This window comes from Paenibacillus sp. J2R1T-4 (assembly GCF_059692235.1).
Genome location: NZ_JCAUBA010000011.1, coordinates 203,817 through 228,245 on the forward strand (window position 1 = coordinate 203,817; position 24,429 = coordinate 228,245).

Sequence of the window (24,429 nt, forward strand, 5' to 3'; positions counted from 1 at the left end):
ATTGAGGAGCTGCTACTGTTTAATACACATCTCGTCTTGTAAAAGAAATAAAGGATATCACAAGTGCCGACGCACCCCAAATCAACAGCACCAGCAAGGAAAAGCCAAGCGACATCCCTTCAATCGGCGGAGCTGCGTCCTCAAGATAATCGATCAGCTCCAGATTGACCATGAACAAATACTTCGCCGATTCCCACGAGGCCACCATGGCGCTCAGAATCGTCCCTGCTATAAGGCAGGCCAGCATAATCCCCATCACCGCCGCCGTGCTTCGGACTAATACCGAGAGCATGAACGTGATCGTGGCTACCACGAGCGAGACGAACCAGGCCAGTCCGAGCTCCATCAGAATATATTGCCATTGCGGCACCAAGTGCAGCCTCGTCGCATCCAGCTGGCCGTCCGTAACAGAGAATCCCGTCAGCACAGGGGCGGTCCACCCTTGGAAGCCGAAGACGAGTCCCGATATACCGGCGGACAACAGCCCGAACATAGTGATAATCAAGGAGACGGACAATGTTAAAGCCCAATATTTGCTCAGTAAAATTCGCCATCGTCGGACGGAACGTGTTAACAGCACCTTAATCGTACCGGCGCTATGCTCCGAGGAGACAAGATCGGCAGCTATTACCATCATCATTAAGGGCAACAACAGGCTAATCCCGTTCTCTACGAACCCTCGCACGAAGGTTGGTGCTCCAGGCTCCGAGGGATTAATGTCATAGTCCAGATAATAGCGTTGCTGCGCGATGCGGATTTGAAGCTCTTCCTTTGACTCCTCCGATGTCCGGCTGCTCGTCAAGCGATTCTCCCAACCTGCAATGCGTTGCTCCAGAGCAACTCTCCAATCTACATTCCCGAACCGCTTCTGGTTCTCCTCCGCCTGACGGTATTGGGCATACGTGAACAGCGAGATCAGGATCGTTAGGATCAGCACCACCACTACGAGTCTACGCTTTCCCATTAGCTTGATCATTTCGTTATACACTAGATTAATCAATGCTTTGCCCTCCTGTCAGCTCGATGAACAGATCCTCCAGAGAAGGGAGCTTACGGCTCATCTCCGTCACAGTTACTCCTGCTTCGACTAGTGCTTGATTCCAGAGACCGACCTCTTGCTCGTTATACGGAGTCAACACCAGCTCTCCTCGCGTCTCGACGCCTCCCGTAAGCTGCTGCAGCACTCGAATGCCTTCCGATTGAGGAGACAGCCGCCAGCTTATCCTTTCCTGCTGGGCGAGCAGGTTATGAACCGTGTCCACCCGAACAACCTGACCTTTGGCAATAATAGCAACCCGATCACACATCAATTGAATTTCACTTAACAAGTGACTGGATACCAATACACTCAGACCTTGCTTCTCAGCCAAATAGCGAATGAATTCTCGCATCTCGCGGATCCCTGAAGGATCTAGCCCATTAGTCGGCTCGTCCAATATGAGCACCTTCGGATTCCCAAGCAATGCCTGAGCAATACCAAGTCTTTGCCGCATTCCGAGCGAGTAAGTCTTCACTTTATCGTGAATTCTCGCGGTTAATCCAACAAGAGCGACGACTTCCTTAATCCTCGCATCATCAATCCCTTTCACCATCCGGGCAAAATATTGCAGGTTGTTCCAGCCGGTCAAATAGGAATAAAGCTCCGGATTCTCTACAATGCAACCAAGGTTGCCCATAGCCTCCGGAAATTGCTTGTGAATATCATATCCGCATACTTGAATCGTGCCTGCCGTTGGCTTGATGAGACCCACCAGCATACGGATCGTCGTTGTTTTCCCGGCCCCGTTCGGTCCAAGGAACCCGAATACCTCACCCCGCTTCAATTCGAAGGACAAGCTCTGAATGATCTCTCGTTTGCCAATTACTTTGCGCAAGCCTCGGACCGACAATGTAATCTCGCTCATATGCCCACCCCCTTTTACCATGTTATTAGTGAAGCTACCCGTTCGCCGATCAGCCGATATCCAGCGGCATTGGGGTGGAACAAATCGCGCGCCAGGTAATCCTGTACTTTCAATTGAAAAAGATCAAAGGTAGGGACAAGCACAGCCTGCGGATATTGCGCAGCAATCTCGGCAGCCTTGTAATTCCAATCTCTTACGATCTTAGTCGTGGTCACGGTATCCTGCAGCTCTATGAACGGATTATATAGTCCAATCAGGAAAATTCGGGCATTGGCATTCAGCTCCCGAAGCTGTTTAAGTATGGCACCCAACTGAGTCAAATACTTATCTTCGATTTCTTTGATCCTTTGCGGATTCAAGTTGCCAAGCGTCTCTCCGCCCAGGAAGAGGTCATTCCCGCCTATGCTCAGCACAAGAACGTTAGCTGCTTTCACTTGCTGCTGCAGTTGGCTTTGACCAAGGGTTGCGGCCAGTTGAGTAGAGGTTTGTCCATTTACACCATAATTATCTATCACAATCTCTTGCTTCGTCTTGCTCTTCAATTCGTCCGCCATATATCCCACGAATCCTTTTCCGTCGGGGTCTCCTGTCCCCCTCGCGAGCGAATCTCCTAACGCTAGAACGCGAAAGCTGCCTTCCTGGGCCGCGGGTGCAGATGTCACGGCAGGTGTTGCAGACGGCTTCGGAGGAGCCTCTAATGTGGGCGGGATGTCACGGAAGTAATCCTGAAGTGTCCAGGACAGTCCACCCAACCAGGCAATGCCTGATAGAACGGATACGACCATGATCCATTGAATCCATTTCTGTCTCACATTTATTACCCCTTTCCTGTTCTGGAGGAGTCTGATCTTCCTAGTCTTTTCATACGGTTACGCAGTTACTGTGGTTGCATTAAACCTTACGGCGATGCGAACTTTACAGGGAATTAAAGCTGCGCATTCCTTATGTCATTTTATTTCCACAGTCCAAATACCCGGTTTTGTCCGCACTTATCCCTTTCACTCCCGGTGTGCAACTCATACAAATAAACTAATCTACTCATAATTGGGGTGAATGACTAAATTCTTGTCCGCCGGAGGTAGCAGCATGAATATATCTGTTGTAATGGCAGTCTATAATGGTGAACAGTACGTAGAACACTCCATTAACAGCATCCTGGGACAAACATACAATGATTTCGAGTTAATTGTCGTCGATGACGGGTCAACCGACTCTACGTGGGACATTCTTCAAAGCTTCTCGGACTCAAGGATGAAGATTTTCCGTCTTTCCCCGAACGGCGGAACTGCTAAAGCTATGAATTATGCGGTCCAGCAGTCATCAGGGAAATGGATTGCCATTCAGGATGCCGATGATTGGAGTCACCCTGACCGATTAGCCATTCAAGCTAAGTATGTTGGAGACCATCCCAAGATTGCGGCACTAGGAACACGAATTTCTTGCATCGGAGATAAGAATATTCCAACCGATCACCTGGAGCGAGCGGAAAAGTTGTTGAATCGCACAGGGAGGAAGAAAATGTACAAGGAGAGGTATTCCATTTGTCCGTTATGCCATGGGACTGCCATGATCTCAAAAGCGAAGTTCTTAGAAGCGGGAGGATACGACACCAGGTACAAAATCACCTACGATTACGATTTATGGTTAAAGCTTTTTCAGCTAGGTCCGATTCAAAAGATGCGTAAAGTCTTATATCACTACAGACTTCATGAGGAGTCTCTATCCCATCTTAACGGAACTACTACCTATATCGAAAAACTGAGATGCTGCGTACAAAGACTGAAGCAGTTCGAGCTAAGTCAAGGTACCCAACCTCCTCGTCTTATCGTGATAGGCAATAAGCAGGTATGTCACATTATGAAAAAAAACGTGGCTTCTACGTGTCAAATTCATGTTCATTCCTATATACACTCTGATATAGAGGATCAAGCCGAATCGATCTGCAAGTTGCTTGAGCGCGGGGAGATTGACGGCATCATCCAACTTTATCACAGGTTACTGGAAACCACGACACGCTATTTTCTAAAAAAAGGCCTTGTCGTGAACCGAAATTTATTTAGCCTATAACATGGATAAGAGCTATGGAAAATCCATTCGAAAGGAGGCAAGCTCTTGAAGAAGCCCGTTTGGAGCAACACCAAGATAGATATAATCATTCCCTCCCTCAACAAAGACTTGGACGTTCTTCCTTATGTAGTAGAAGGTGCCCGACAATATATCAAACACCCGATCCATAACATATATATTGTTTCTCCTAATGATCACGCCTTAAAAGAGTTTTGCAAAAACCACGGATGTATTCATATTGATGAAAACAAATCCCTGCCCATCACAAAGGCAGATATCGCCTATACGGCAAACGGTATCGATCGATCCGGTTGGATTCTTCAGCAACTCATCAAACTGAATGGCGACCAAATAAGTGAACAGGAGCATTATCTGGTCATTGATTCCGATACGGTGTTTATACGACCCAATTGCTTCGAGCACCGAGGAAGAGTAATTTTTCATACGGCAGACGAATACCATCCGCCTTATTTCACCACCTACGAGAAGTTGCTGGGAATCACTCCTTCTTCTTCCAAGTCATTCTGTACGCACTATATGCTATTCGAGAAACTCAAAGTGGCCAAATTAAAGAAAACCATTGAACAAAGATGGAATACCTCATGGCATAAGGCTATTCTGCAAAACATCGACAGGACTACCCATTCTGGATTCTCGGATTACGAAACGTATGGGAATTTCGTTCTGTCCACATACCCTGGGCATGTTAGGTTAAAGTACTGGCGTAACAAAAGCTTGCGGCGGCCCCTCTTGGAACAGACGATGGGGCTACAAACGCAGAAGCTGTCCAGAAGATACAATACTCTCTCTTTTCATAGCTGGAACACTTCATGGTGACGGACAATCTTCAGAAACCAAATATTCCTCTGATCACCATGACATCATTGGGGGAGAACGGTCGATTCGGGAACCAGCTCTTTCAGTATGCTTTTCTGAAAATTTACGCCAAACGCTACCGTCTACGCGTGCGAACCCCAACTTGGATCGGGCAGCACTTATACGGCCATAGCGACAAACCAATTCGCAGAAGACTCCCTAGAGTATATGAGAATCACATTTCGGATAAAGAGGTCTTATTGACAGCCTCAAACCCTCTATATGTCAATGTGGATTTCTGGGGTTACTTTCAATTCCACACCCAGTACTACGCCCCCTATAAAAAGTATTTCTGTTCCTTGTTCACACCTATCCCAAAGATACAGGAAGAGCTGGGCAACGGGATTGGGAAGCTGCGTTCGAAAGGAAAGACGTTGGTTGGGCTGCATATAAGAAGAGGGGATTACCTGCTTCGCACGAATCACGAAATTTATGGGAAGCTGCATTTTCCAACTCCATGCTCTTGGTATCAGGAATGGCTGAAGTCGATTTGGGCGAAACTCGAGGAACCGATCCTTTTCATAGCAAGCGATGAACCGAACAGCGTTCTCCGCGATTTCTCCGAGTACAAGCCGATTACAGCCAAGGACTTATTTCCCTCTTTCCCGGAGGCAGAGTTTTATCCAGATCATTATATTCTGTCCCAATGCGACATATTGGCTATATCTAACAGCACCTTTTCCTATACGGCAAGTATGCTGAACAACAAGGGGACTATTTTTGTGCGCCCCGATCTGGAAATGCAACGATTGGTGCCTTATGCTCCGTGGAATAGTCCAGTCAATCCTTGGTTATATTTAATTGGATTTTAAGCTGGTTACAGGAGAAACAAATCAAGGTTCATGCGCATGCCTTGTTTTAGCAAATATTGCTTGATTTTCGATTTCTTTGGACAATCAAGCACAACAATTCCGTTAATCTCTTTGCTTTTAAACATTTCGCTGGCGTTGACCATTTTCTCCTCTATCTTGTTATATTTGAAGTAACGGAGCACTTCGACTCCGCTTGAAGGAATAATAGAATTCATCAGATTGATGCAGCTTTCCTGTGGACCGAACACAACGAATTTCGGTAAAGGTTCTGCCGCATAGCGCCTCCGAATCGCAGCAAATGAACTCCTTAGCTTTTCATTCAACATCACTTCCCAATTCGAGTGGGAAAGGGAGGAGTCATGGACGCGGTATTGATAAAGAACCTTTTGAAGCTTGTCGATCGCTCCGATCTCGAACATGCGCATCCACAAATCATAATCGTATGCCACCTTGTACTCGGTATTATAGCCCCCTGCTTTCAGGAATGCATTTTTGGAGAACATAACGGAGCCATGACACAACGGGCATCTTTCATATCGAATATTCAGGAGTTCGTTTCGGGATATACAGGAATTGTAGAATCCATCCACATTTAAGAGGTTTTGTTCGGGGATCGATTTTTTCCCGGATATACTCTTGACTAGAGCGCCTACTGCGATCACGTCAGGATTGGACTTCACATAATTGGATTGTTCCTCCAGTCTTAGCGGCAGACTGATGTCATCTGCGTCATGGATAGCAATCCAGTCACTTTTTGCTTTTTGGATGGCGAGGTTGAGAGCGTTTGCGGCCCCTCGATTCTGAGTTAAATGAATAATACGGACCCGATCATCCTTAATTTCATCCAGAACACTCTTCGTGCGATCTGTCGAACCGTCATTCACAATGATATACCTCAACTTCCTATGAGTCTGGGTCAGGATACTATTAATGGACGATTCGAGGTAAGCTTCTCCATTATAAACAGCGGTCACTACGGTGATCTTCACTTGTACACCATCCTTACACCTATAGATATGTACAATTAATCTATGACGGCTGCAATCCTGAAGTGCTTTTCCAGATGCAAGACGGCCTGATTATTGCCGTTCAAGCACAAAGAGGCGCTAGAACAAATCCCGATGTGGATCTGTCTCCAGCGCCTCTTCCTGTACTTGCATTAATAGGGATCCGCTTGCTTCCCTGCTTGTTCGGCCTGCTTCACGGGATTATTTCGCGTTATACGCGTCGGTCAACGCCTTAGCGACATCTTCGCCGCCGACTTTTTGCCATTTGCTCACGAATTCGTCGAATGCCGAGACTGGCAACGCGCCGGTAATGATTTTCAGGAAATACTCGTTCTTCAGGTCGAGAATTTCTTTGCTCTTCTTGTCGGCCGCTTCGACCGGCGGCAGCAGGTCGACGACATTCTCGTACTTGGACGATTTGAGCAGCGGGTTGAAGTACGGCCCGAACCCTTTTTGCTCCATGCGCTGCAGCCCGAGCCCGATCGTGTCGAACATGTTGTAGTAGACGCGGAAACGAATTTTTTCGGCTTCCGGCGTGGAGCTGTATTTGCCGTCCTGCTTGTTGTAGTGCTTCCCAAGCTCGCCGAAGGAGATATAGTCGATCAGCTCGTTCGTCGACACTTTGTTCAGGAATTGTACGACCTCCTTCGCTTTCTTGCTTGCCTTCGGCACAACCATGTAGCGGGTCACGGAGCTGAGCTTCGCCATGCCATACGAGCCGTTCGTGCCGGTGACGGCATCGATGTAGCCAAGATCGGAGGTGGCGATTTTCGCTTTAAGCGCGTCGTCGGTCGTCTTGGCGTCGGCCCAGCCCATCGTCGTCATGAACGCTTTGCCGCTAACGAATTTTTCTTTGACGTTCTCCAATTTGTTGACGACCGATTCTTTGTCGAGCAAGCCTTCGCTATACAGCTTGTTGGCAAAAACAAGGAAATCCTTGGAAGCAGGCGAAGCCGGATTGTAGATTACTTTGCCGTCTTTGAATGTATAATCGACCGGCGGCACGAACATGGCCAGGATGCCGTCGAGCGCACTAAGCCCCTGCGACAGATTCGCCGTGAACGGGATCATGTCCGGCTTCTTCACTTTGACTGTCTTGAGCGCGGCGTACAATTCATCCTGCGTCTTCGGCTCGGCGATGCCAAGCTCCTTCAACACATCCTTGCGCGTCAGCAGAGCGGAGTTCGGCGTACCGAAGTATGCCGCCCGGATCGCATACAGCTTGCCGCCGGACATCGCCGATTTCATCTGCTCCGGGGAGAAAATTTTCTTGATGTCGGGACCGACTTCGTTGACCAGCGCATCGAGCGGCGCAAGCAAGCCTTGCTGCACGAAGCTGCCGAACAGCGCCTTGTCGTTCATGATCAGCAGATCGGGCGTATCTCCAGATGCCATGGTCAAATTCATCTTCTGCCGCGCCGCTTCGGCATCCTTCGGCAGCAGTTCCCATTGCACGTTGAAGCCGGTCTTCTCGCGGATCATGTTGGCGATTTCATTGTTGTTCACATCGGACCCAGACGGGAATTCTTCCACATTGCTCGGGACGAGCACCTTCAGCGTCACTTTCTCTTTCGGCGCAGCGGACGCAGATGCCGCTGGCGAGCTTGATGCAGACGACTTCGTATCGTCTGATTTGCTGCCGCAGCCAGCGAGCGCGGTGCCGGCGAGCAGCATGGCCGCCATCGTCAGCCCGAGTTTTTTCTTATACCCCTGTGTCATGTTTTAAATCCTCCCTTTATCTATTTATCAGCCTTTTACGGCGCCAAGCACGACTCCTTTGACGAAAAAGCGCTGCAGGAACGGATAGACCAGCACGATCGGCAGAGTAGCCGCCACTACTGTCGCGCCGCGGATCGACTCCGTTGACACGTTCACCTGCTCCAGCATATTGACGTTGTTGCTCGCATCAGAAGCATTCAAAATCATTTCCCGCAGGAACACCTGAAGCGGCAGCAGCTTCGCATTGTTGATATACATCAGGGCATCGAAGTAACTGTTCCAATACTCTACCGCGCAGAACAGCGCGATTGTCGCGATAACCGGCATAGCCAGCGGCACCATGATCGAAACCAGGATGCGGATGTTGCTGGCGCCGTCGATTTTGCCCGATTCCTCGAGGCTGTCCGGCAAGTTCATGAAATAGAGTCGGACGATGATCATATTGAACGGACTGACAAGTCCCGGAATGATGAGCGCCCATAACGAGTTGACGAGACCAACGCCCTTGACGACGAGATAGGTCGGGATAATTCCGGCGCTGAACAGCATCGTGAACACGTACAGCATCATGATCATCTTCTGCCCTTTCAGGCGGCTGCGGGACAGCGCATACCCGGTGCACACGGTAAGCGTCACGTTGATCAACGTACCGACAATCGTAATAAACACGGAATTGCGAAACGACGTTATAAATTTCTGGCTGCCCAGGACGATATCGTAGGCCGCCGTCGTAAAATGCACCGGCCATATCGTCACTTCGCCGGCCATGACGCTCGCCTCATCGCTGAGCGATTTGGCGGCGATGTTCAGCACCGGGATCAGGCAGGCCAGAATGACAAGGGAGAGCAGCACGTAATTGACCCATTCGAATATCATTTCGCCCCTCGTCCGAAGCTTCATGACACATTCCTCGCTTTCTCTTTCGCATTCCGCTTATTCGCTAGCCCGGTTACCAAAGGCTGCGTTCGCCGAATTTTTTGCTGAAATAGTTGGCCGTCGCGATAAGCGTCATGCCAATAACCGATTGAAACAAGCCGATGGCGGTCGTGAAGCTGTATTTCATTTCGGTCAATCCGATGCGATACACGTAAGTCCCGATTACATCGCCTACGCTGTAAACGAACGGGCTGTAGAACATGAGCACCTGCTCCAGATCGTTGCCAAGCGCGCTGCCGATTCGCAGCAGAATAATGAAAATGATGACGTTGCGGATGCCGGGCAGCGTGATGTGCCAGATTTGCCGCATTTTGCCCGCGCCATCAATGCGTGCCGCCTCGTATTGCCCGGTATCGATGGACAGGATGGCGGATAAGTAGATGATCGAGGACCAGCCGGTTTCCTTCCAAGCCGCCGATAAGACCAGAACGCTGCGGAAAAACCGTTCATCGGCGATCATCATGATGTCTTGCATGCCAAGAAAGGAGAACAACCCTTTCAGTACGCCCGTTTGCGGCGATAGCAGGTTGATGAAGAGCGCGCTGATAATGACCCACGACAAGAAGTGAGGCAGGTACGAGACGCTCTGCGTTACCCGCTTGAATGCCAAATTGCGCACCTCGTTGATCATAAGCGCAAGTATGATCGGCAGCGGAAACTGGAAGACCAGCTTATACAAGTTGATCAGCAGCGTGTTGCGCAGCACTTCCCAGAACTTAGGTTGATCCATCAGCTCTTTAAAATGCTTCAGCCCCACCCACGGGCTCCCCCATATGCCGTCGAACAGGTTGTAATCCTTAAAGGCAATGATCGTTCCCAGCATCGGGACGTACCGAAACACGAGTATCACCACAAGTCCGGGAATAAGCAGCAAATATAGATCGTAGTCGTTCCGCAATAGGGTCCGCCAAGCGCTTCGTCGGACAGGCGGCGCCTTAGGCGCAACGATCGTTCCCTCCTCCACATTTGCCATGTGTAGACACATCCTTTCCGCGTTGCATCTGAAAATGGTCGGCTTGCAATCGCTTTCACTTTACTCTTTTGATTATAGAGAAATAAAAAGACCCCGAAAACGGGGCATTCCTACGATAAGGTGTCGGATCTTACGCTATTTGATAACGCTTCCAGTGAGCCCGCCTGCAGCCGCAGCCGGATTGCCGTCCCACTTCCGGGCTTGCTGCGGATTTTCACGTCGAACCCCGGTCCGTAGGCCAGCTTCAGCCGCTCTTGCACATTGCGCAGTCCATAGCCGGGGCTTTCGGCCAGCAGCAGCGTGGCGGCAATCTCGCGGCTCATGCCTGCACCGTCGTCGAATATGAAAAATTCGACCGCCTCTCCCCGCAGCCGCCCGCGCAGCGTGATCGTACCCGCTTTGCTAGGGCGCTTGTTGATCCCGTGCACAATGGCATTCTCGACGATCGGTTGGAGGATCAGCTTCGGGATTCCGACCCGGTTCAGCTCGGAGTCGACGCGTGTCTCGAAGCGGAGCGCGCCGCTGAAACGGATATTTTGAATTTCCATGTAGGCGCGAACGTGCTCCAGCTCTTTCTCCACGGCGATCGTTTCCTGGCCGCGGTTCAGGCTGATGCGGAAAAACTTCGATAAATTCGTCACCACGTGCGCGATGTCAGGCGCTTTCGACGCGAGCGCCATCCATTTGACGGTATCAAGCGTGTTATACAGGAAGTGCGAGTTGATCCGCCCTTCCAGCACCTTCATTTCCTCCCGCTGCTTGTTGATTGTAATCGTATAGACTTCGTCGATCAGATTTTTGATTTGCACGGACATATTATTGAACCGCCGCTGAAGCAGTGAAATTTCGTCGTTGCCGGTAATCGCCACCACTTCGCCGAAATTCCCTTGCTCAATGCCCTTCATCTTGTCGCCGAGGATGTGAATCCGCTTCGTAAACGTGCGCGACAACAGCACAGACAGCGCCAACACGAGCACGACGACCGATACGGACAGAAGCAAAATGTACAATCCGATCGACTTGCTCTGGCTCGTGATGTTCACCGCCGGAACGAGCACTGCAAGCCGCCAGTCGGCGTTGCCGACCGGTTGGGTGAGCAGCAGGTAGCTGCTTCTACCGGGCCGAATGGTGCGATATCCTTGCTCGTCAGCGGGAATTTCCTGCAGCATCCGGCGCACCTCGTCCTCGTCCGTCTCCAACTGCTCCGGCATCTGTGTATAGGACGAGACAAGCGAGTTGCCTTTGTACAGCATCGCGCGATAAGGCAGCGCAAGATTCATGTCCTTGAGGACACCCACCAGCGTCTCTTCGTCCACGTCGATCGCAATGACGCCCAGCGTCTGACTGACGGCTTCAAAATCCTTCATGAGACGGTACAGCGAGACGATCGATTTCTGCACATTGCCGAGATAATTGGTCACGCCGAGATAACGCCATTCCATCGCACTCGGTTTCGCCATCAGCTCCTTGTTGAGCTTGGCCGATTCTTCCGCGCTGATCGGGAAAATGTTGAAATTCTCCGTCGTATAAAGCGGGTTGTTCGGCACGAGCAGCCGAATGCGGAATATGTTGCGGCTCTTCTCCAGATTATGGATGATTTCGACAATCGCCTTGTAATCGCCGATCACGTCGCCGATTGTCAGCTCCTGCCGGCTGGCCCGGCGCAGAATGTTCTGCAGTTGCACGTTCGTGTAAGTGATGTCGGAAATGTTCTCGACCTCGGTCAGCCGGTACGAAATGTTGATCGCCGTCTGGCGCAGCGCTTCCAAATATGCGCGGCTCGTCTGCTCCTCGATGATGAACGACGATTTGCGATAAGAGAAAAAGCCGATGATCACCGACGGAATGAGCAAAATGGCGATGAAGGCGATCAGCATTTTGCTTCGCAGCTTAAGCCGGGCGTCGAAGCGGACGAGCAGCCGGAACAGCCCCATCATCTTGCCTTCTCCCGGTATTCGCTCGGGTTCATGCCGACTTCCCGTTTGAACAGCTTCGTGAAATACTTGCCGTCCTTATACCCGACCCGCTCCGCCAATTCGGCGATCAAGAGGCCCGGCTCCTCGCGCAGCAGCAGCTTCGCCTCTTCGAGCCGCAGCTGCGTCAAGGCGTCGATCACCGTCACGCCGGTTTCTTTCTTGTACAGGCCCGCCAAATAATTCGGCGACAAATGCACGTGCGCCGCCAATTGCGCCAACGACAGCTCCTCGCGGAACGAGCGCTGCATGTATTCCGTGGCCGCGAGCACGACTTTGCGCCGGTCGGGCTTGCTGTGGATGGCGGCAGCCAGCCCGTCGAGCACTTCGGCCAGCAGCCGCTCCAGCTCGTGTTCGCCGCAGGCGGTGCGTATGCCGGCGAGCGCCTGCTCCCCGGCGGCCGCGCCCGCGGCTTCGAGCAGCGCGCCGAAGCGGCGGGCGATCTGCAGGAGCAGCATGCTGCTGAACGCCTGCAGATACGGCAGCGCATGCGGCCCCGTGCGGCGGACCGCGCCGGTGAAGCCGAGCAGCGCATGCTGCACCTCGGCTCGGTCGCCGCGCTCCAGCGCCGCCAGGATCGCCGCCTCGCGCTGCGCGATGTCCGCTAGCAGCGGCTCCTCGTGCTCGGCGCGGGCCGCTTCGTAGACGGCGACTGCAGCGCCGTCGCCGGCAGCCTGCGCGCCAAGCAGCGCGATCCGCGCCTGGCGGAACGAGTGGCGGATATCGGCGAGCCGCGCCACGGGAGCACCGATGCCGATGCGCGCGGCATGCCCGGGCAGCAGCCGGCCGATGGCGTCCGCCGCTTCGCGCGGTTCAGCAGCGACGATGGCGCCGCAGGCGCCTCCGCCGGCGTCGAAAAGCAGCAGCGGCGGTTCGATGCCTTGCGCGGGCTCCGGTGCCGGTGCCGGGCGGACGCCTTCGGTTTCGATGTACGCGGCGCGGTAAGCGGACGTGGCTCCCTTTTCCGTCAGCGCGTCAAGCACCGCATCGTCATCGCCGAGCACTTCGCGGTAAGCCGCCAGCGCCATCTCGTCTAGCTCGCGGTACATCAGCTCCTGCAGGAACCGCTCGCGCACGAGCGAGCGCGACACGCCGACGTGCCGCTCCAGGCTGTTCAGCCGCTCGTTGCGCGCCCGTTCCTCGCCGCAGTCGCGCAGCACCTTTCGCAGCACGTCCTCGAGCTCCTCGGTGTGGAACGGCTTCAGCAAATAGTCGACTACCTGCAACTTGAGCGCCGACTTGATGTACTCCACGTCTTCATGGCCGCTGATCATAACAACACGGATAGTTTTATCAGGAATGTCGGTGCGCAGCCGGCGGACGAATTCGATGCCGTCCATCTCGGCCATGACGACGTCGGTCAGTATGATGTCGGGCCGCAGCGCCACCGCCATGTCGAGCCCCATCTTCCCGTCGACGGCGTCGCCGATCAGCTCGATGCCGTATGCCGGCCAATCGAGACAGCCTTTCATGCCTTCACGGATCAGCTCTTCGTCCTCGACAATCATCAGCGAGTACATCGTGCGTCCCTCCCCTTGTTGGTTGCTACCTTATCGACAATTAGTTAACCGCTTTCATTTTATCGAGCCAAATCATTTATCTCAGTGATAAAGTGAATGATAAAACCTTTCTCAGCATCCGTCAACCGCGCTTAACCCGTGCAAAGCACAATTGCCTCCCCGGCGAAAGGTCGGGGAGGTTTATAGGCATTACGTGAAATAATACTTCGACAAGTCCCGTCCTTTTAGCGCATACCGCTTGTAATGCTGGTAGTGTGCCTTGTACAGCTGTCCGTTCTTCGCGGGCGAGTAGGTCAAGTACATCTGCTTGCGGCTGACGTTCGAAGTGTTCGCGCCGCTCTGATGCGGCGTAAACGAGTGAAACAGGATGATGTCGCCGGGATTCGTTTCGACGAGCTCGCCGGTGCCCGGGTCGATCTCGGCGATTTCTTCGGCGTTCATGTTGCGCAGCGAGCCCGGCTCGGAGCGGAAGCGGTCGTGGTAACCGGGGAACAGCTCGAGCCCGCCGTTTTCCTTGGTCGCGCCATCGATCGCCACCATCACCGAGATTAGGCCTTCCATCGGGAACACTTGCCAATAGGCCGCGTCCTGGTGCATCGTATAGCCGTTCGTGCCCGGTAGCTTGAAGATCAGCTTGTCTTTGAACAGCAACGGTTCGTCCATATAAATGTCGCGAAGCGGAGCCAAGATGCGTTCGTCCTGCACCATCGACTTGAACACCGGCGATATGTCATGCACCGGATCGAGCTTCTCGATCTTCACCACATCGTTCGGGTACGTACGGTAAGCGACACGGGCGTTAAAAGGATCGTTGTACGGACTCGGCGTCAGCAGCCGGTCGCATTCCAGCTGCATCACCTTCGCTTCCGCCTCGCTGAACACATTGCGCAGAATCAAATATCCGTTTTTGTAATAAGAATCGATTTGCTCGTTCGTGAGAATATTCAACGCCTGTTTCATAAATGTTGCGCCTCCGTTATGTTTTTGCCAGGTTATTCGGCTGATACCTTCATTCTAGTGCAGCCCCTTCCCAAACGCCATGCCGTGTTTTATAATATTTCATATCCTTTTTTGCAGCTGTCAAATGAGTGAGGAGTGAGACGATCGGATGCATGGAGCGAGGGTCAAACGATATACGTGCAGCGGGCCGCGCGAGAAATTTTCGCTGGAGGAGGATGTGTACGAGGGGTGGGTCATGTTGGCGGCGCAGACAGGGTCGTTCATGTTTGCGATGATGGAGGCAGGAGAAAAAAGCGATGAGGATGCGAGGAACGAACGTGGAGAAGCGGCCGTTGCGAAGAAGGGGGGAGTAGGAGACGATCAGAAGGGTGAGGAAGAGAAGGCAAACGAGGCGAAAGCGAATGGAGACGCAACCGAAATCGATCACTGGGAACGCGAAGGCGTAGCCGGTTTCGGCGAGCTGCTGCTGTGTCCGCCGGGAACGACGCTGTGGCGGCGGGCGCCGGAGCCGATGTCGTTCGTTTTCGTCGAATACGCCGCCGAAGATAACGATCGATTCGGCGGCATTCCCCTTCGCGGCGGCAAAGTGCGCATCCGCGACGTGCAGCGGCTCAGTTCGTCGTTCGGCTATATGAACGAGCTTCATGACCGGAATGGCGGTGCCAATCCGGACGCGGCCGTCGCGCATCTGGTCGCCGATCTACTGTTCGTCATCGCGCGCGAGCGCAGCACCGCGGACCGCCTGAGGGAACGGCGCGCCGCCGAACCGCTGATGCACCATGCGGCCGCCTATATTGAGCAGCACGCCTGCAGCGCAGGCTTCACGCTCGGCGCGCTGGCGGACAAGCTCGGCATTACCGGCCCGCATCTGACGCGGCGCTTCCAGGCCGCCTACGGCACGGCTCCTGTCGCCTATGCCACCGAAGTGCGCCTGGCGCGAGCTCGACGCCTTTTGGTCGAAACCGATGCGACGCTCGATTCGATCGCCGACCAGTGCGGCTACCCGAACGGCTTTTACCTCAGCCGCGTGTTTACGCGCGCCATGCGTCTCAGTCCGTCCGCGTACCGCAAGACGCATCGTATCTAACGCCCGGTCGCCTGCCTTCAAAAAAGCCTTCATGTCCGCATAGTAAGCGTGGACATGAAGGCATATTCGATTTGTCCTACCGGCCATCGGATCGAGACCGAGGACAACAAACCCGCTAATTTCCTATGATAATAAATAAAGGCATCCCTGATTTATAGGGAGACCACCAATTTTTGTAAGGGGACTGTTTCCGGTCGTCCGAGGATAAATTTCCAAAAGGCACTCTCCGCAGAGACATTCAATCACTTTATTTTCCCTTACCAACACGCTTCTCACTGATATTTCTGAGCCAGGCCACCTAATGTTACCTTGTTCTTTCCTGTTTCCTTGGATAAATATAGAGCGGAATCAGCCTGTTGATACAACTCCTCGAACGTAACGCCGCTCTTATTCGTATAGACAACGCCAATGCTTGCCGTCATGGAGATTATCAGATCCCCACGAAGTTCAATCGGGCTCGCTTCCATCAGATGACGGAATTTCTCCGCTTCTTGCATACTCTCTTCCTCACTCAACCCGCTGAGACATACCGCGAATTCTTCTCCCCCCACTCTCCCCACGATGCCATTAGCCTTGAAAAGATTACGTAGTTGATCAGAAAAAGCAATGAGTGCTTGGTCACCTGCCAGATGGCCGTACCTATCGTTAATCGATTTGAAATTATCAATATCGATCAATAACAACGAGATTCGATCTTCTGCTCGTGTTAACCGGTTACAGACCAACTGCAGGAAATGTCTGCGATTGAACAAACCCGTCAATTCATCGATAGTCGCTTGAACAATCAATTCCCGTTCATAACGCTTCTTATCACTATGGTCCGAAAAAATAAGTAGCATCCCGGTATTAAGGGAGTCTGGAGTCCCGATCGGAACAAGAGTAATTTCATAACAGAGGTCCCCCTCTCCGTCCACAGCCACGGTGAGCTCCACTGTTGTTTCTTGCTTGTTGATGTACGACGACAGAAGCTTCGGATGATTAAATAAGCTGTGAGTGATAGGTTGTCCAATCCGACCCGCCTCGCTTATTCCGCTGAGGGTCTTCAGCATTCGTTCTGCCGAAGGATTGAGGTCCGCGATAGTATCATACCGATCCGTAAGCACAATGCCGTCCTTCATGTTGATGTATATTTTATCCTTGGCAATCGGCCATATGGAGAGCATTCCGAACCGCAATATAGCGAAATAAATAATACCGCCTGTTGGAAAGAAAGTTAAAGCGCTGATTCCTAGTATCTTGATATTCAGTACGGGGAGCAGGAGGCTGAATGTGATCGGGACCACCAGACCGATGATCAACAGGATGTGCTGTTTATAGTAATACTTTGGCGTGTTACGCAAATGAACAATTAGAATGAAAACAGCGAACAAACAGAGCACTTGGTTGCAGACGATTAGAGTCATACTGAGCAAGGTCGGCTTAACGGTGATTCCGCTTAATGTCCCCATCGTTTCCAGACCGACACTGCTGCGCATAAGGTGATGGTACTGATCGGTAAAAATAAGCAGAATATACCCCACAATTGGAATTAATAGCAGGAATAACTGCCTTCTGGGCAATCCATTCGGTGTTCGGCCCACGTAATCTTTGGCAAGCGCATATATAAACAAGCCGGTTAGGAACAACGGAATCTGTTGCACATTCCTCCACCACAATTTGATCATAAAAGAAGAGGTCATCAATTCGAGCACCGTAGTGATGACGGTCACGGATCCCAGCAGCATCACAATCCAGAAATATCTTCTGCCAGGTGTGTTGCGATAAGGGTAGGACAGATAGGTCAGGTAAATACCGAAAGCCGCTCCAATTAACAAATAAAACGGATACCCTTGCATCCATTGCATGAATAGTTGCCCCTAAAGGTTAGTAAGTTTCTACTAATATTATAGCTAGAGACTTGATGTCCGTCACTAGATAAAGATGTGCTCGTAAACATAGAGATCAAAAAAACGCTAGAGGAGATTACTCTAGCGCCCTTGTCAATCGAGTTCAGTTAAGCGTACGAGAGGGCATGAGGATGGGTTACGATTGCTGTTTTTAAGTTTATAGATTCAGCCGAACAACTTCACCTTGAAGCTGAATCGTGCTTGACTGCCAAAGCTCCCCTTGTTCATTTTGCAGCAAAAGCCTTTCATAGCTCTTCTCTGCCAATTGTTTCATCGGTTGCTTATAGGTGATAATCGGATAACCCGACATCTCAGGCATGTAGTCAATTGCGGATATCAGGATGTCCGCCCTTGCTCGATCACGCATGTATTGGGCCGCGGCTAAGCCGATGGGACCATTACAGCACAGTATGCCTGCGGGCATCCTCTCCTCCCGCTCCAAGCGGCCCAGCAATTGAGCTGTCTCGGCTTCCACATTACCCCCCCAGGGAATCGTGTGGATCTCACCCGTCCCGCCGGTCAAGGCTTGAAATGTTTGCTCCCGCGTAACTTCACTTGGCAGCGCCATCCCATGATAGCCGATAAAGATGATAGGACCGCTAATCAGGCTTCGCATCTCCCTGTATAGCGATGTTACCGCATGATCATTATCGACACACACCACATCAGCAACTTCAGTCTCGAACTTCTGATCGAAGAATACCAGATTCATTCCAGCAAGTCGTAATTGCCTTAACAGCTCATAATCTATTTGTTCGGTTTGCGGCCATAACACCACGTTGCGTATATTCTTTTTGATGAACCGGTGGAACAGCTCATCCGATTGAAATGCCTTGCCCTGAAAGTCCTGTTTGAACAGAACAAGCGACCCATTCTCTTCTGCAGCTCTCTCAAAATGCTCCATGTAGGAGGAAAAGAATGGATTGTGTACAGGTGCTACAAGAGCAATCAGATCCAAGGAGCTCGGAAATCCACCCTTTCGATGAGCAATAATGGTTCCTTGTCCTTGAACACTTGTAAGCACGCCTTCTTTCTTAAGCGTATCCAGTGCCTTGCGCACCGTCACGCGGCTGATTCTGTATTTCTCGCATAGCTCATGCTCGGTTGGAATCGCTGCTCCGCTTACATAGGAGCCTTCCAGGATATGTTTGATAATCTGATCCTTTAAGTCAATATATAAGGACATTTCGGTTATGCCAGCCCTCTTCCTTTTGCAATTGGAGCAACTGAATGAGCTGGTACAAGGCTCAGCTTGAAACTTCATCCGTGCTGGAAATATGATATTCCTTAGGTAGTCGGGCGAAGCGCTCTGTGGGAATGACTCCTGCAGGGTTATGCTTAAACTCGTCAACCCCATGCACCAGATACGCCTTGAACTGGGGTGCTCTTCCGAGATCACATTTCACATTTGTACCCGAGTATCGGATCGTTAAGCCGATTCTCCATTGATCGGACAAGTTCGCGGGCGAGCCGTGAACGATAGCATCGTCATGCAGCGACACTTGCCCTGCGTCAAGCAGCAAAGACTTGGCCGTCGCTTCATTAAATGTACCTTGCTCCAACTCCAATGTTAACACAGAATCTCCCAATACGCTCTTGTGTTTGATCAATCCTGCCTTATGACTCTGCGGAATAACCTTCATCGCCCCGTTCGCCTCCGTCACATCAGAGAAAGCCAACCAAACCGTGACCGAGTTATGCGGGTGGAGCGGCCAATAGTAAGCATCCTGATGCCAGGCTACCGTATCCTTCGTATTAGGCGCCTTCGTGAAAAATTGGGAGCCCCACATATAGAAATCAGGCCCCAAAATGCCCTCCACATAGCTCAGGAGCTGAGGATGCGTACATACATCGTACAGCCATCGACTCGACATATGCCATTCCCGAATGGTCATCATCTTCTCACCCGGCTCAAGCAGCCGCTGCAGCTCTTTCAATTCGCTGTTCAGCTGCACCATCTCTGCAGGGCTGAATACAGGGGGAAGCCCAATCAAGTACCCCTCTGTCCGATAGATTGCTTTCTGCTCCTCTGATAACTGAACATTTGCCATTTCATCCCGCCTCCCGATTGTAGTACAATGAATCCCTTATTAATTTGTATTATACAACAATACAAATTAATAAGGTACACAAATAATCCCAAGGCCGCATTTTATATTTGCACCTCGGGATGGCTCCAATTACAGATATCAGCCGAAAAAGCCCATTCCTTCAGGCGTGGGATGAATCAGCTTAGGACAAGGACTGTCCACCGGGCATGATGGATGGGAAAATGCAGCGGCTCTCCATCTCATCTCGTATAACAGAACGAGAGAAAAATAGGCTGTCTAGCGGAAAACGGGGACTTCTCAAATTGGTTGAAAGGTCGGGCAGATGGTATGTTCAAATTGCAATTGAAGTACCCACTGAACAAACGGTTGGCGATGAGACGATGGGTGTTGATCTTGGCTTGAAAGTACCAGCCGTTGTTGTCACATCAACAGGCAAAACAAAGTTTGTTGGCAACGGGAGACAGAACAAATACGTCCGTCGTAAGTACAACCAGCGTCGAAGGAAGATGGGCAAACTTAAAAAGCTATCCGCCATCCGAAAGCAAGCAAACAAGGAACAGCGCTATATGAAAGACCAAAACCACAAAATCAGCCGACAGATCGTGAACATGGCGATTGAAGAACAAGTAGCGGTCATCAAGATCGAGAAATTAACAAACATTCGCCAAACGACAAGAACAAGTCGTAAAAACGCTAAAAACCTGCATAACTGGTCGTTTTATCAATTGCAAATGTTTATTGCGTACAAAGCTGAATTGGCGGGTATCCAAGTTGTTGAAGTGAATCCTGCCTACACTTCACAAACATGCCCGACGTGCGGTAAACGCAACAAAGCAAAGGACCGAACGTATCAATGTCCAGCATGCGGCTTCCACGCACACCGCGACAGGGTTGGAGCAATCAATATCATGCATCAACCTGCGGTAGACGGTAACAGTCTGTCAGCCTAAGATGCTAGATGCACTGTCTTAGGACGGGCTGATGGCACAGCCCTGTGTCAAAACGAAGTTTTGACATTGAACTTGGGCGTTGTCCAAAACAGAAATGGACTGCGGACGCTAACGACTAAGAATCCCACGGCTTTAGCCGTGTGGAGTGTCAAATTATAGCTTTGAACATGAATGTTGATTAGTTACTTTTCGTCATATTCTGTCATTGGTTTAAAGCTAAATGGTATAGACATAGATAGGGGTGCGATACAGATCCCTGCATGTGATGACTCGTTCTGCCTCCCAACCTGGTATGGCAAAACAAATGCTGATTACTGTCGCTCCGGGCGCCAGACGATCAGGCAAAATCGTGCTTAATCGTTTCATCGCACCAGGGTAAAGGTAACAGATTACCGCATGGGCTTCTTTGTATGAATATGTATAAAGATCTTCATACTTGAATGTAACCGCTGTGTTCCTATGTATTAGCCGAGCCAGTATTCTTGAAATCCACAAGGGAAAGATAGAATTCTCTATTCCGACTACTCGCCATCCAGGACAGGTTCTAGCCGCTTGCTGGGCAAGTGTGCCCCATCCCGAGCCGGCTTCCACCAGTGTGCCTCTGCTAGCGAGTCTATTAATCTCCGCCACCGCCGCGTGTCGTACCGGAGATGTGGCCGGCATCGGGGAGATCCCATTCCGTAGGCTGACGAACACGATGGATATCATTGCAATAAATACGAATACTGCCAGCACACCTAGCAGAATTTGATAGAGTAAATAAATCATGCCTGGCCTCCAACCCCCCTCGAGAAGATTCATGTTTCATTCAACCCGCTTGCAAGTAGGATGTCAAGCTAAACAACAATAAGAGCCGACTACAAATGAATAGTCGGCTCTTGTTTGGGGTATATACTTTGCAGAAAGTACGGTAAAATATAGGAAAGATCCCATAGATCCCATGAACAACCTATTAGAATAACCTCATGTACAAGAGAGGATAAATGATGTCTGCTCTTAAAATATTTATTGTCGAAGACGAAGATTTACTTCGTAACGGATTGGAATTAGTAATTAACTCCGATGAGGGTATGAAAGTAGTCGGGACCGCAGCTAATGGTCTTGAAGCTCTCGCCAAAATAGAACAATCCAAGCCCGATCTCATCTTAATAGATATCCAAATGCCCATCATGGACGGGATCGAATGCATAAGAAGAATAAGAGAGTTGAATTCGGATGTCATTATTCTGATTTTGACTACTTTTAATGAGGAAGAATATATCATTGGCGGACTTGCTGGCGGGGCAAACGGATATTTAATAAAAGGAATCGATTTCCAGAAGCTGCTGCAAACGATCCGTGATGCTATGGAGGGTCAATACTTCCTGCCTGCAGAGGTTGCAGCCAAGCTTGTCCGGTATATTTATGAGCGGAATCTATCTGAGAAGAAATACTCCCTTACGTCGTTTATAACGAATACCTTTACCACAAGGGAACAAGAAATAATCCCCCTATTATTAGACAGGCTAACGAATAGGGAGATGGCAGAGAAATTGTTTGTGAGTGAAGGGACGATGAAGAACTATTTGACGATTATTTACGAGAAGCTGAATGTCAAGAATCGCCATGAAGCGATTCAATGTCTACAACGACAGGTAAAATGAAATAAAAGGTGCTTCCTTTGCCAAGCGTGCTTGTAACACCAACATTTCCACCGTGCAGTTCAATAATTTCTTTGGATATGGCTAATCCGAGGCCGCTCCCGCTTGCGTTACCTTCCTTTTTCTTATAAAACCGTTGGAATACTTGAGGTAATTCTTCTTCAGCTATTCCGACTCCATGGTCAACTACCTCGAAACACATTCCATATCTTTCGTTATCCGTATACGGCCACTCAACAATATAACAGTTTATAGTTAAGAGGGTCCCTAAGGATTCGCTGAATTTCACTGCATTCCCTATATAGTTTTGCAGCACCTGCATGATTCGGAATGGATCTATTCGGATGGAAGCTTCCTTCCCCATGCAGCTCGTTTCGATTCGGCCTAATTGTAATTGCATATTCACATGACTAAGATCGGGCTCGAACTTATGATACACATCCTGGACAAATCGGTTAACCCTCACATCCTCATACTGAAGGGATAATTCTTTGGACTCCAACTTGGTTAATTCAAATAGATCATCGATCAACCGTTTCATATCATTGGATTTGCCGAATAATTGCTGTACGAAATCCTGATTTCCCGCCTGAATGATTCCTTCTTTCATAAGCTGCAGATACGTTTGAATGCCTATCATAGGGGAACCCAGGTCATGGGCGATGTTAGCGAGCCTTCTGGTTCTCATATTTTGCAATTGCGCTAACTGTTCATTTTTCTCATGAAGCTCCTTAGTCCGATCCTTTACTTTTTCTTCTAACGTATTATTCGTTTGAACCAATTCAGCGGTCAGCCCTTGATTCTTCTGGAAAACCAACGCGTAGCGGTAGGAAACAATAACGGCTTGGAACAGGATAAACAACAGGACACAGTAATCCATGAAAGGAGTCGTGTCTACTATTTGCGCATAATATAAAGTGTCGTTCCCCATAGCCAGAATGATGGCGAATACGGCGAATAAATTAATACGCGCACCCTCTCTCTTCCTTAATGCCGCCAAAATACCCACATAGAAAACAAAATATAAGAGGATGAACGCCATTATGGTTACATTCAATAACAAGGTCTCTGTAAAAACCCGCACAGGGGCTAACAAAATATAACCTATGAACACTACAACAAAGCCGCAGGCAAGGCGAAACACGTATCTATGCACTTCACGGGGATACATATGCTTCATTAAGAGGATCAAGAAAACAAATCCGATCGCCTCCATCAGATATTCGATCCTCACGATCAACTCCCAACTGACTGCGGGGAATAGTGAAAAAGCAAGGAATTCGCTGAGCAGCAAGATTCGCACGGCAAAAGCAATCCCAGCACATCCGATAAACAGGTTGGACAATTCCTTCCTCTTTGTGATATAGATAATCAGATGATACAACCCGATAACCAGAAATCCGCTTATTAGTACGATATCCTTAGAGAGATCCTTTATTACAGAAGGGATTAGCGCTTCGGAATCCCCGTATGTTACATCACCGAATATTCCACTTTCACGAAAAGAATAATTGGACACTTGGATTACAATTTCAACGGTTTCTTGTGAAGGCTCAAAAAATATTTGATTTTGCAACAGCTTGGGGGTCGCCTCCTCCTTATTCTTTCCTACAACCCCTATTCCGCCCTTATGGTGCCCATCGATCCAGATTTGATAGGAGCTGCCTATGTATCGCAGAAACAACACTTTACTGTCCCCGATATCGTCCGGATGTACTTTAAGAAGCAATCGATAGGTGGCGTATCCTTCACTCGATAACGGTTCACCATGGCTAACTTCTCTTCCCCACGGGGAAGGAACTTGAATATAATCGGGTTGAATGCTAGTTTGTCTAATCTCTTCAGGGGTCAGCAGTTGTTTCCAGTAAAATTCCCAATCGCCCCTTAATGAAACCTTCTGCCCACCCGGTGAACGATCGTTCCCTTGTAAATGAATGACCCCTTTAACTACGGGTGCTCCCGGCATCGTTTCTCCATTTACAATCACGCTTGTATTAACAAATACCATCACGCAACATAGCAAGATCCAAATGGCTATTATTCCTTTATTCATAGCAGGGCTCACCTA

General features: G+C 50.1%; 21 protein-coding genes. 6 read left to right on the forward strand and 15 right to left on the reverse strand.

Going from position 1 to position 24,429, the window contains the following annotated elements; translation table 11 throughout:
* Positions 1-19: 19 nt before the first annotated feature.
* Genes AC58QD_RS19325 through AC58QD_RS19335 form a run of 3 tightly spaced genes read right to left on the reverse strand, consistent with a single transcriptional unit; the run spans position 20 to position 2,716 of the window.
* Positions 20-1,000 (reverse strand): ABC transporter permease, encoded by a 981-nt coding sequence (locus tag AC58QD_RS19325; RefSeq protein WP_497336244.1) that lies wholly within the window; start codon positions 998-1,000, stop codon positions 20-22.
* On the reverse strand, positions 993-1,904 hold the full coding sequence (locus tag AC58QD_RS19330; RefSeq protein ID WP_497336246.1) for an ABC transporter ATP-binding protein: 912 nt from the start codon (positions 1,902-1,904) through the stop codon (positions 993-995). The genes AC58QD_RS19325 and AC58QD_RS19330 overlap by 8 nt, the downstream gene beginning before the upstream one ends.
* Before the next feature lie 14 nt (positions 1,905-1,918).
* Positions 1,919-2,716, reverse strand: coding sequence for a GDSL-type esterase/lipase family protein (locus AC58QD_RS19335; RefSeq protein WP_497336248.1), 798 nt, complete (start codon positions 2,714-2,716; stop codon positions 1,919-1,921).
* A gap of 274 nt (positions 2,717-2,990) precedes the next feature.
* Between AC58QD_RS19335 and AC58QD_RS19340 the strand changes: the two genes are divergently transcribed.
* From AC58QD_RS19340 to AC58QD_RS19350, 3 genes are read left to right on the forward strand one after another with little or no spacing between them, the layout of a single operon-like run.
* Positions 2,991-3,971 (forward strand): glycosyltransferase family 2 protein, encoded by a 981-nt coding sequence (locus tag AC58QD_RS19340; RefSeq protein ID WP_497336250.1) that lies wholly within the window; start codon positions 2,991-2,993, stop codon positions 3,969-3,971.
* Positions 3,972-4,016: 45 nt separating this feature from the next.
* Positions 4,017-4,808, forward strand: a complete 792-nt coding sequence (locus AC58QD_RS19345) for a DUF6492 family protein (protein ID WP_497336252.1) — start codon at positions 4,017-4,019, stop codon at positions 4,806-4,808.
* The gene (locus AC58QD_RS19350; RefSeq protein ID WP_497336254.1) at positions 4,802-5,659 is read left to right on the forward strand and encodes an alpha-1,2-fucosyltransferase; all 858 of its coding nucleotides are present in this window, start codon (positions 4,802-4,804) and stop codon (positions 5,657-5,659) included. Before AC58QD_RS19345 ends, AC58QD_RS19350 begins: the two co-directional genes overlap by 7 nt.
* Before the next feature lie 5 nt (positions 5,660-5,664).
* On the opposite strand, the gene AC58QD_RS19355 is transcribed toward AC58QD_RS19350, so the two are convergent.
* The 7 genes from AC58QD_RS19355 to AC58QD_RS19385 form a co-directional block, all read right to left on the reverse strand.
* Positions 5,665-6,648, reverse strand: coding sequence for a glycosyltransferase family 2 protein (locus tag AC58QD_RS19355; protein WP_497336256.1), 984 nt, complete (start codon positions 6,646-6,648; stop codon positions 5,665-5,667).
* A gap of 219 nt (positions 6,649-6,867) precedes the next feature.
* Entirely contained in the window at positions 6,868-8,385 is a 1,518-nt protein-coding gene (locus AC58QD_RS19360; protein ID WP_497336258.1) for an extracellular solute-binding protein, read from the reverse strand.
* 27 nt (positions 8,386-8,412) lie between these two features.
* Positions 8,413-9,261, reverse strand: coding sequence for a carbohydrate ABC transporter permease (locus AC58QD_RS19365; RefSeq protein WP_497336260.1), 849 nt, complete (start codon positions 9,259-9,261; stop codon positions 8,413-8,415).
* A gap of 73 nt (positions 9,262-9,334) precedes the next feature.
* Positions 9,335-10,294, reverse strand: a complete 960-nt coding sequence (locus AC58QD_RS19370; protein ID WP_497336262.1) for an ABC transporter permease — start codon at positions 10,292-10,294, stop codon at positions 9,335-9,337.
* Positions 10,295-10,404: 110 nt separating this feature from the next.
* Entirely contained in the window at positions 10,405-12,231 is a 1,827-nt protein-coding gene (locus AC58QD_RS19375; RefSeq protein ID WP_497336264.1) for a cache domain-containing sensor histidine kinase, read from the reverse strand.
* Entirely contained in the window at positions 12,228-13,787 is a 1,560-nt protein-coding gene (locus tag AC58QD_RS19380) for a response regulator (RefSeq protein WP_497336266.1), read from the reverse strand. The genes AC58QD_RS19375 and AC58QD_RS19380 overlap by 4 nt, the downstream gene beginning before the upstream one ends.
* A gap of 189 nt (positions 13,788-13,976) precedes the next feature.
* Positions 13,977-14,747, reverse strand: coding sequence for a phytanoyl-CoA dioxygenase family protein (locus AC58QD_RS19385; protein WP_497336268.1), 771 nt, complete (start codon positions 14,745-14,747; stop codon positions 13,977-13,979).
* Positions 14,748-14,982: 235 nt separating this feature from the next.
* Between AC58QD_RS19385 and AC58QD_RS19390 the strand changes: the two genes are divergently transcribed.
* Positions 14,983-15,834 (forward strand): helix-turn-helix domain-containing protein, encoded by an 852-nt coding sequence (locus AC58QD_RS19390; RefSeq protein ID WP_497336270.1) that lies wholly within the window; start codon positions 14,983-14,985, stop codon positions 15,832-15,834.
* 272 nt (positions 15,835-16,106) lie between these two features.
* On the opposite strand, the gene AC58QD_RS19395 is transcribed toward AC58QD_RS19390, so the two are convergent.
* The 3 genes from AC58QD_RS19395 to AC58QD_RS19405 all read right to left on the reverse strand — a co-directional run bounded on the left by AC58QD_RS19395 (position 16,107) and on the right by AC58QD_RS19405 (position 19,771).
* Entirely contained in the window at positions 16,107-17,678 is a 1,572-nt protein-coding gene (locus AC58QD_RS19395; protein WP_497336272.1) for a histidine kinase N-terminal 7TM domain-containing diguanylate cyclase, read from the reverse strand.
* A 199-nt stretch (positions 17,679-17,877) separates the two neighbouring features.
* Positions 17,878-18,906 (reverse strand): GntR family transcriptional regulator, encoded by a 1,029-nt coding sequence (locus tag AC58QD_RS19400; protein WP_497336274.1) that lies wholly within the window; start codon positions 18,904-18,906, stop codon positions 17,878-17,880.
* A gap of 61 nt (positions 18,907-18,967) precedes the next feature.
* On the reverse strand, positions 18,968-19,771 hold the full coding sequence (locus tag AC58QD_RS19405) for a phytanoyl-CoA dioxygenase family protein (protein WP_497336276.1): 804 nt from the start codon (positions 19,769-19,771) through the stop codon (positions 18,968-18,970).
* A gap of 206 nt (positions 19,772-19,977) precedes the next feature.
* On the opposite strand from AC58QD_RS19405, the gene AC58QD_RS19410 reads away from it, so the two are divergent.
* A complete protein-coding gene (locus tag AC58QD_RS19410; protein ID WP_497336278.1) occupies positions 19,978-20,721 on the forward strand; it encodes an RNA-guided endonuclease InsQ/TnpB family protein in 744 nt (247 codons plus the stop codon).
* Between the two features lie 216 nt (positions 20,722-20,937).
* On the opposite strand, the gene AC58QD_RS19415 is transcribed toward AC58QD_RS19410, so the two are convergent.
* Positions 20,938-21,489 carry a class I SAM-dependent methyltransferase gene (locus AC58QD_RS19415; RefSeq protein WP_497336280.1) on the reverse strand — a complete coding sequence of 184 codons (552 nt, stop codon included), beginning with the start codon at positions 21,487-21,489 and terminating at the stop codon, positions 20,938-20,940.
* Positions 21,490-21,704: 215 nt separating this feature from the next.
* On the opposite strand from AC58QD_RS19415, the gene AC58QD_RS19420 reads away from it, so the two are divergent.
* Entirely contained in the window at positions 21,705-22,364 is a 660-nt protein-coding gene (locus AC58QD_RS19420; RefSeq protein ID WP_497336282.1) for a response regulator, read from the forward strand.
* On the opposite strand, the gene AC58QD_RS19425 is transcribed toward AC58QD_RS19420, so the two are convergent.
* Entirely contained in the window at positions 22,315-24,414 is a 2,100-nt protein-coding gene (locus tag AC58QD_RS19425) for a sensor histidine kinase (protein WP_497336284.1), read from the reverse strand. The genes AC58QD_RS19420 and AC58QD_RS19425 overlap by 50 nt on opposite strands.
* Positions 24,415-24,429 lie beyond the last annotated feature (15 nt).

Coding starts and splice junctions, on each gene's coding strand:
- AC58QD_RS19330 (WP_497336246.1), bottom strand. CDS start 1,904: ATGAGCGAGATTACATTGTCGGTCCGAGGCTTGCGCAAAGTAATTGGC.
- AC58QD_RS19340 (WP_497336250.1), top strand. CDS start 2,991: ATGAATATATCTGTTGTAATGGCAGTCTATAATGGTGAACAGTACGTA.
- AC58QD_RS19350 (WP_497336254.1), top strand. CDS start 4,802: ATGGTGACGGACAATCTTCAGAAACCAAATATTCCTCTGATCACCATG.
- AC58QD_RS19360 (WP_497336258.1), bottom strand. CDS start 8,385: ATGACACAGGGGTATAAGAAAAAACTCGGGCTGACGATGGCGGCCATG.
- AC58QD_RS19365 (WP_497336260.1), bottom strand. CDS start 9,261: ATGATATTCGAATGGGTCAATTACGTGCTGCTCTCCCTTGTCATTCTG.
- AC58QD_RS19370 (WP_497336262.1), bottom strand. CDS start 10,294: ATGGCAAATGTGGAGGAGGGAACGATCGTTGCGCCTAAGGCGCCGCCT.
- AC58QD_RS19375 (WP_497336264.1), bottom strand. CDS start 12,231: ATGATGGGGCTGTTCCGGCTGCTCGTCCGCTTCGACGCCCGGCTTAAG.
- AC58QD_RS19380 (WP_497336266.1), bottom strand. CDS start 13,787: ATGTACTCGCTGATGATTGTCGAGGACGAAGAGCTGATCCGTGAAGGC.
- AC58QD_RS19385 (WP_497336268.1), bottom strand. CDS start 14,747: ATGAAACAGGCGTTGAATATTCTCACGAACGAGCAAATCGATTCTTAT.
- AC58QD_RS19390 (WP_497336270.1), top strand. CDS start 14,983: ATGTTGGCGGCGCAGACAGGGTCGTTCATGTTTGCGATGATGGAGGCA.
- AC58QD_RS19395 (WP_497336272.1), bottom strand. CDS start 17,678: ATGCAATGGATGCAAGGGTATCCGTTTTATTTGTTAATTGGAGCGGCT.
- AC58QD_RS19400 (WP_497336274.1), bottom strand. CDS start 18,906: ATGTCCTTATATATTGACTTAAAGGATCAGATTATCAAACATATCCTG.
- AC58QD_RS19405 (WP_497336276.1), bottom strand. CDS start 19,771: ATGGCAAATGTTCAGTTATCAGAGGAGCAGAAAGCAATCTATCGGACA.
- AC58QD_RS19410 (WP_497336278.1), top strand. CDS start 19,978: ATGATGGATGGGAAAATGCAGCGGCTCTCCATCTCATCTCGTATAACA.
- AC58QD_RS19415 (WP_497336280.1), bottom strand. CDS start 21,489: ATGATTTATTTACTCTATCAAATTCTGCTAGGTGTGCTGGCAGTATTC.
- AC58QD_RS19420 (WP_497336282.1), top strand. CDS start 21,705: ATGATGTCTGCTCTTAAAATATTTATTGTCGAAGACGAAGATTTACTT.
- AC58QD_RS19425 (WP_497336284.1), bottom strand. CDS start 24,414: ATGAATAAAGGAATAATAGCCATTTGGATCTTGCTATGTTGCGTGATG.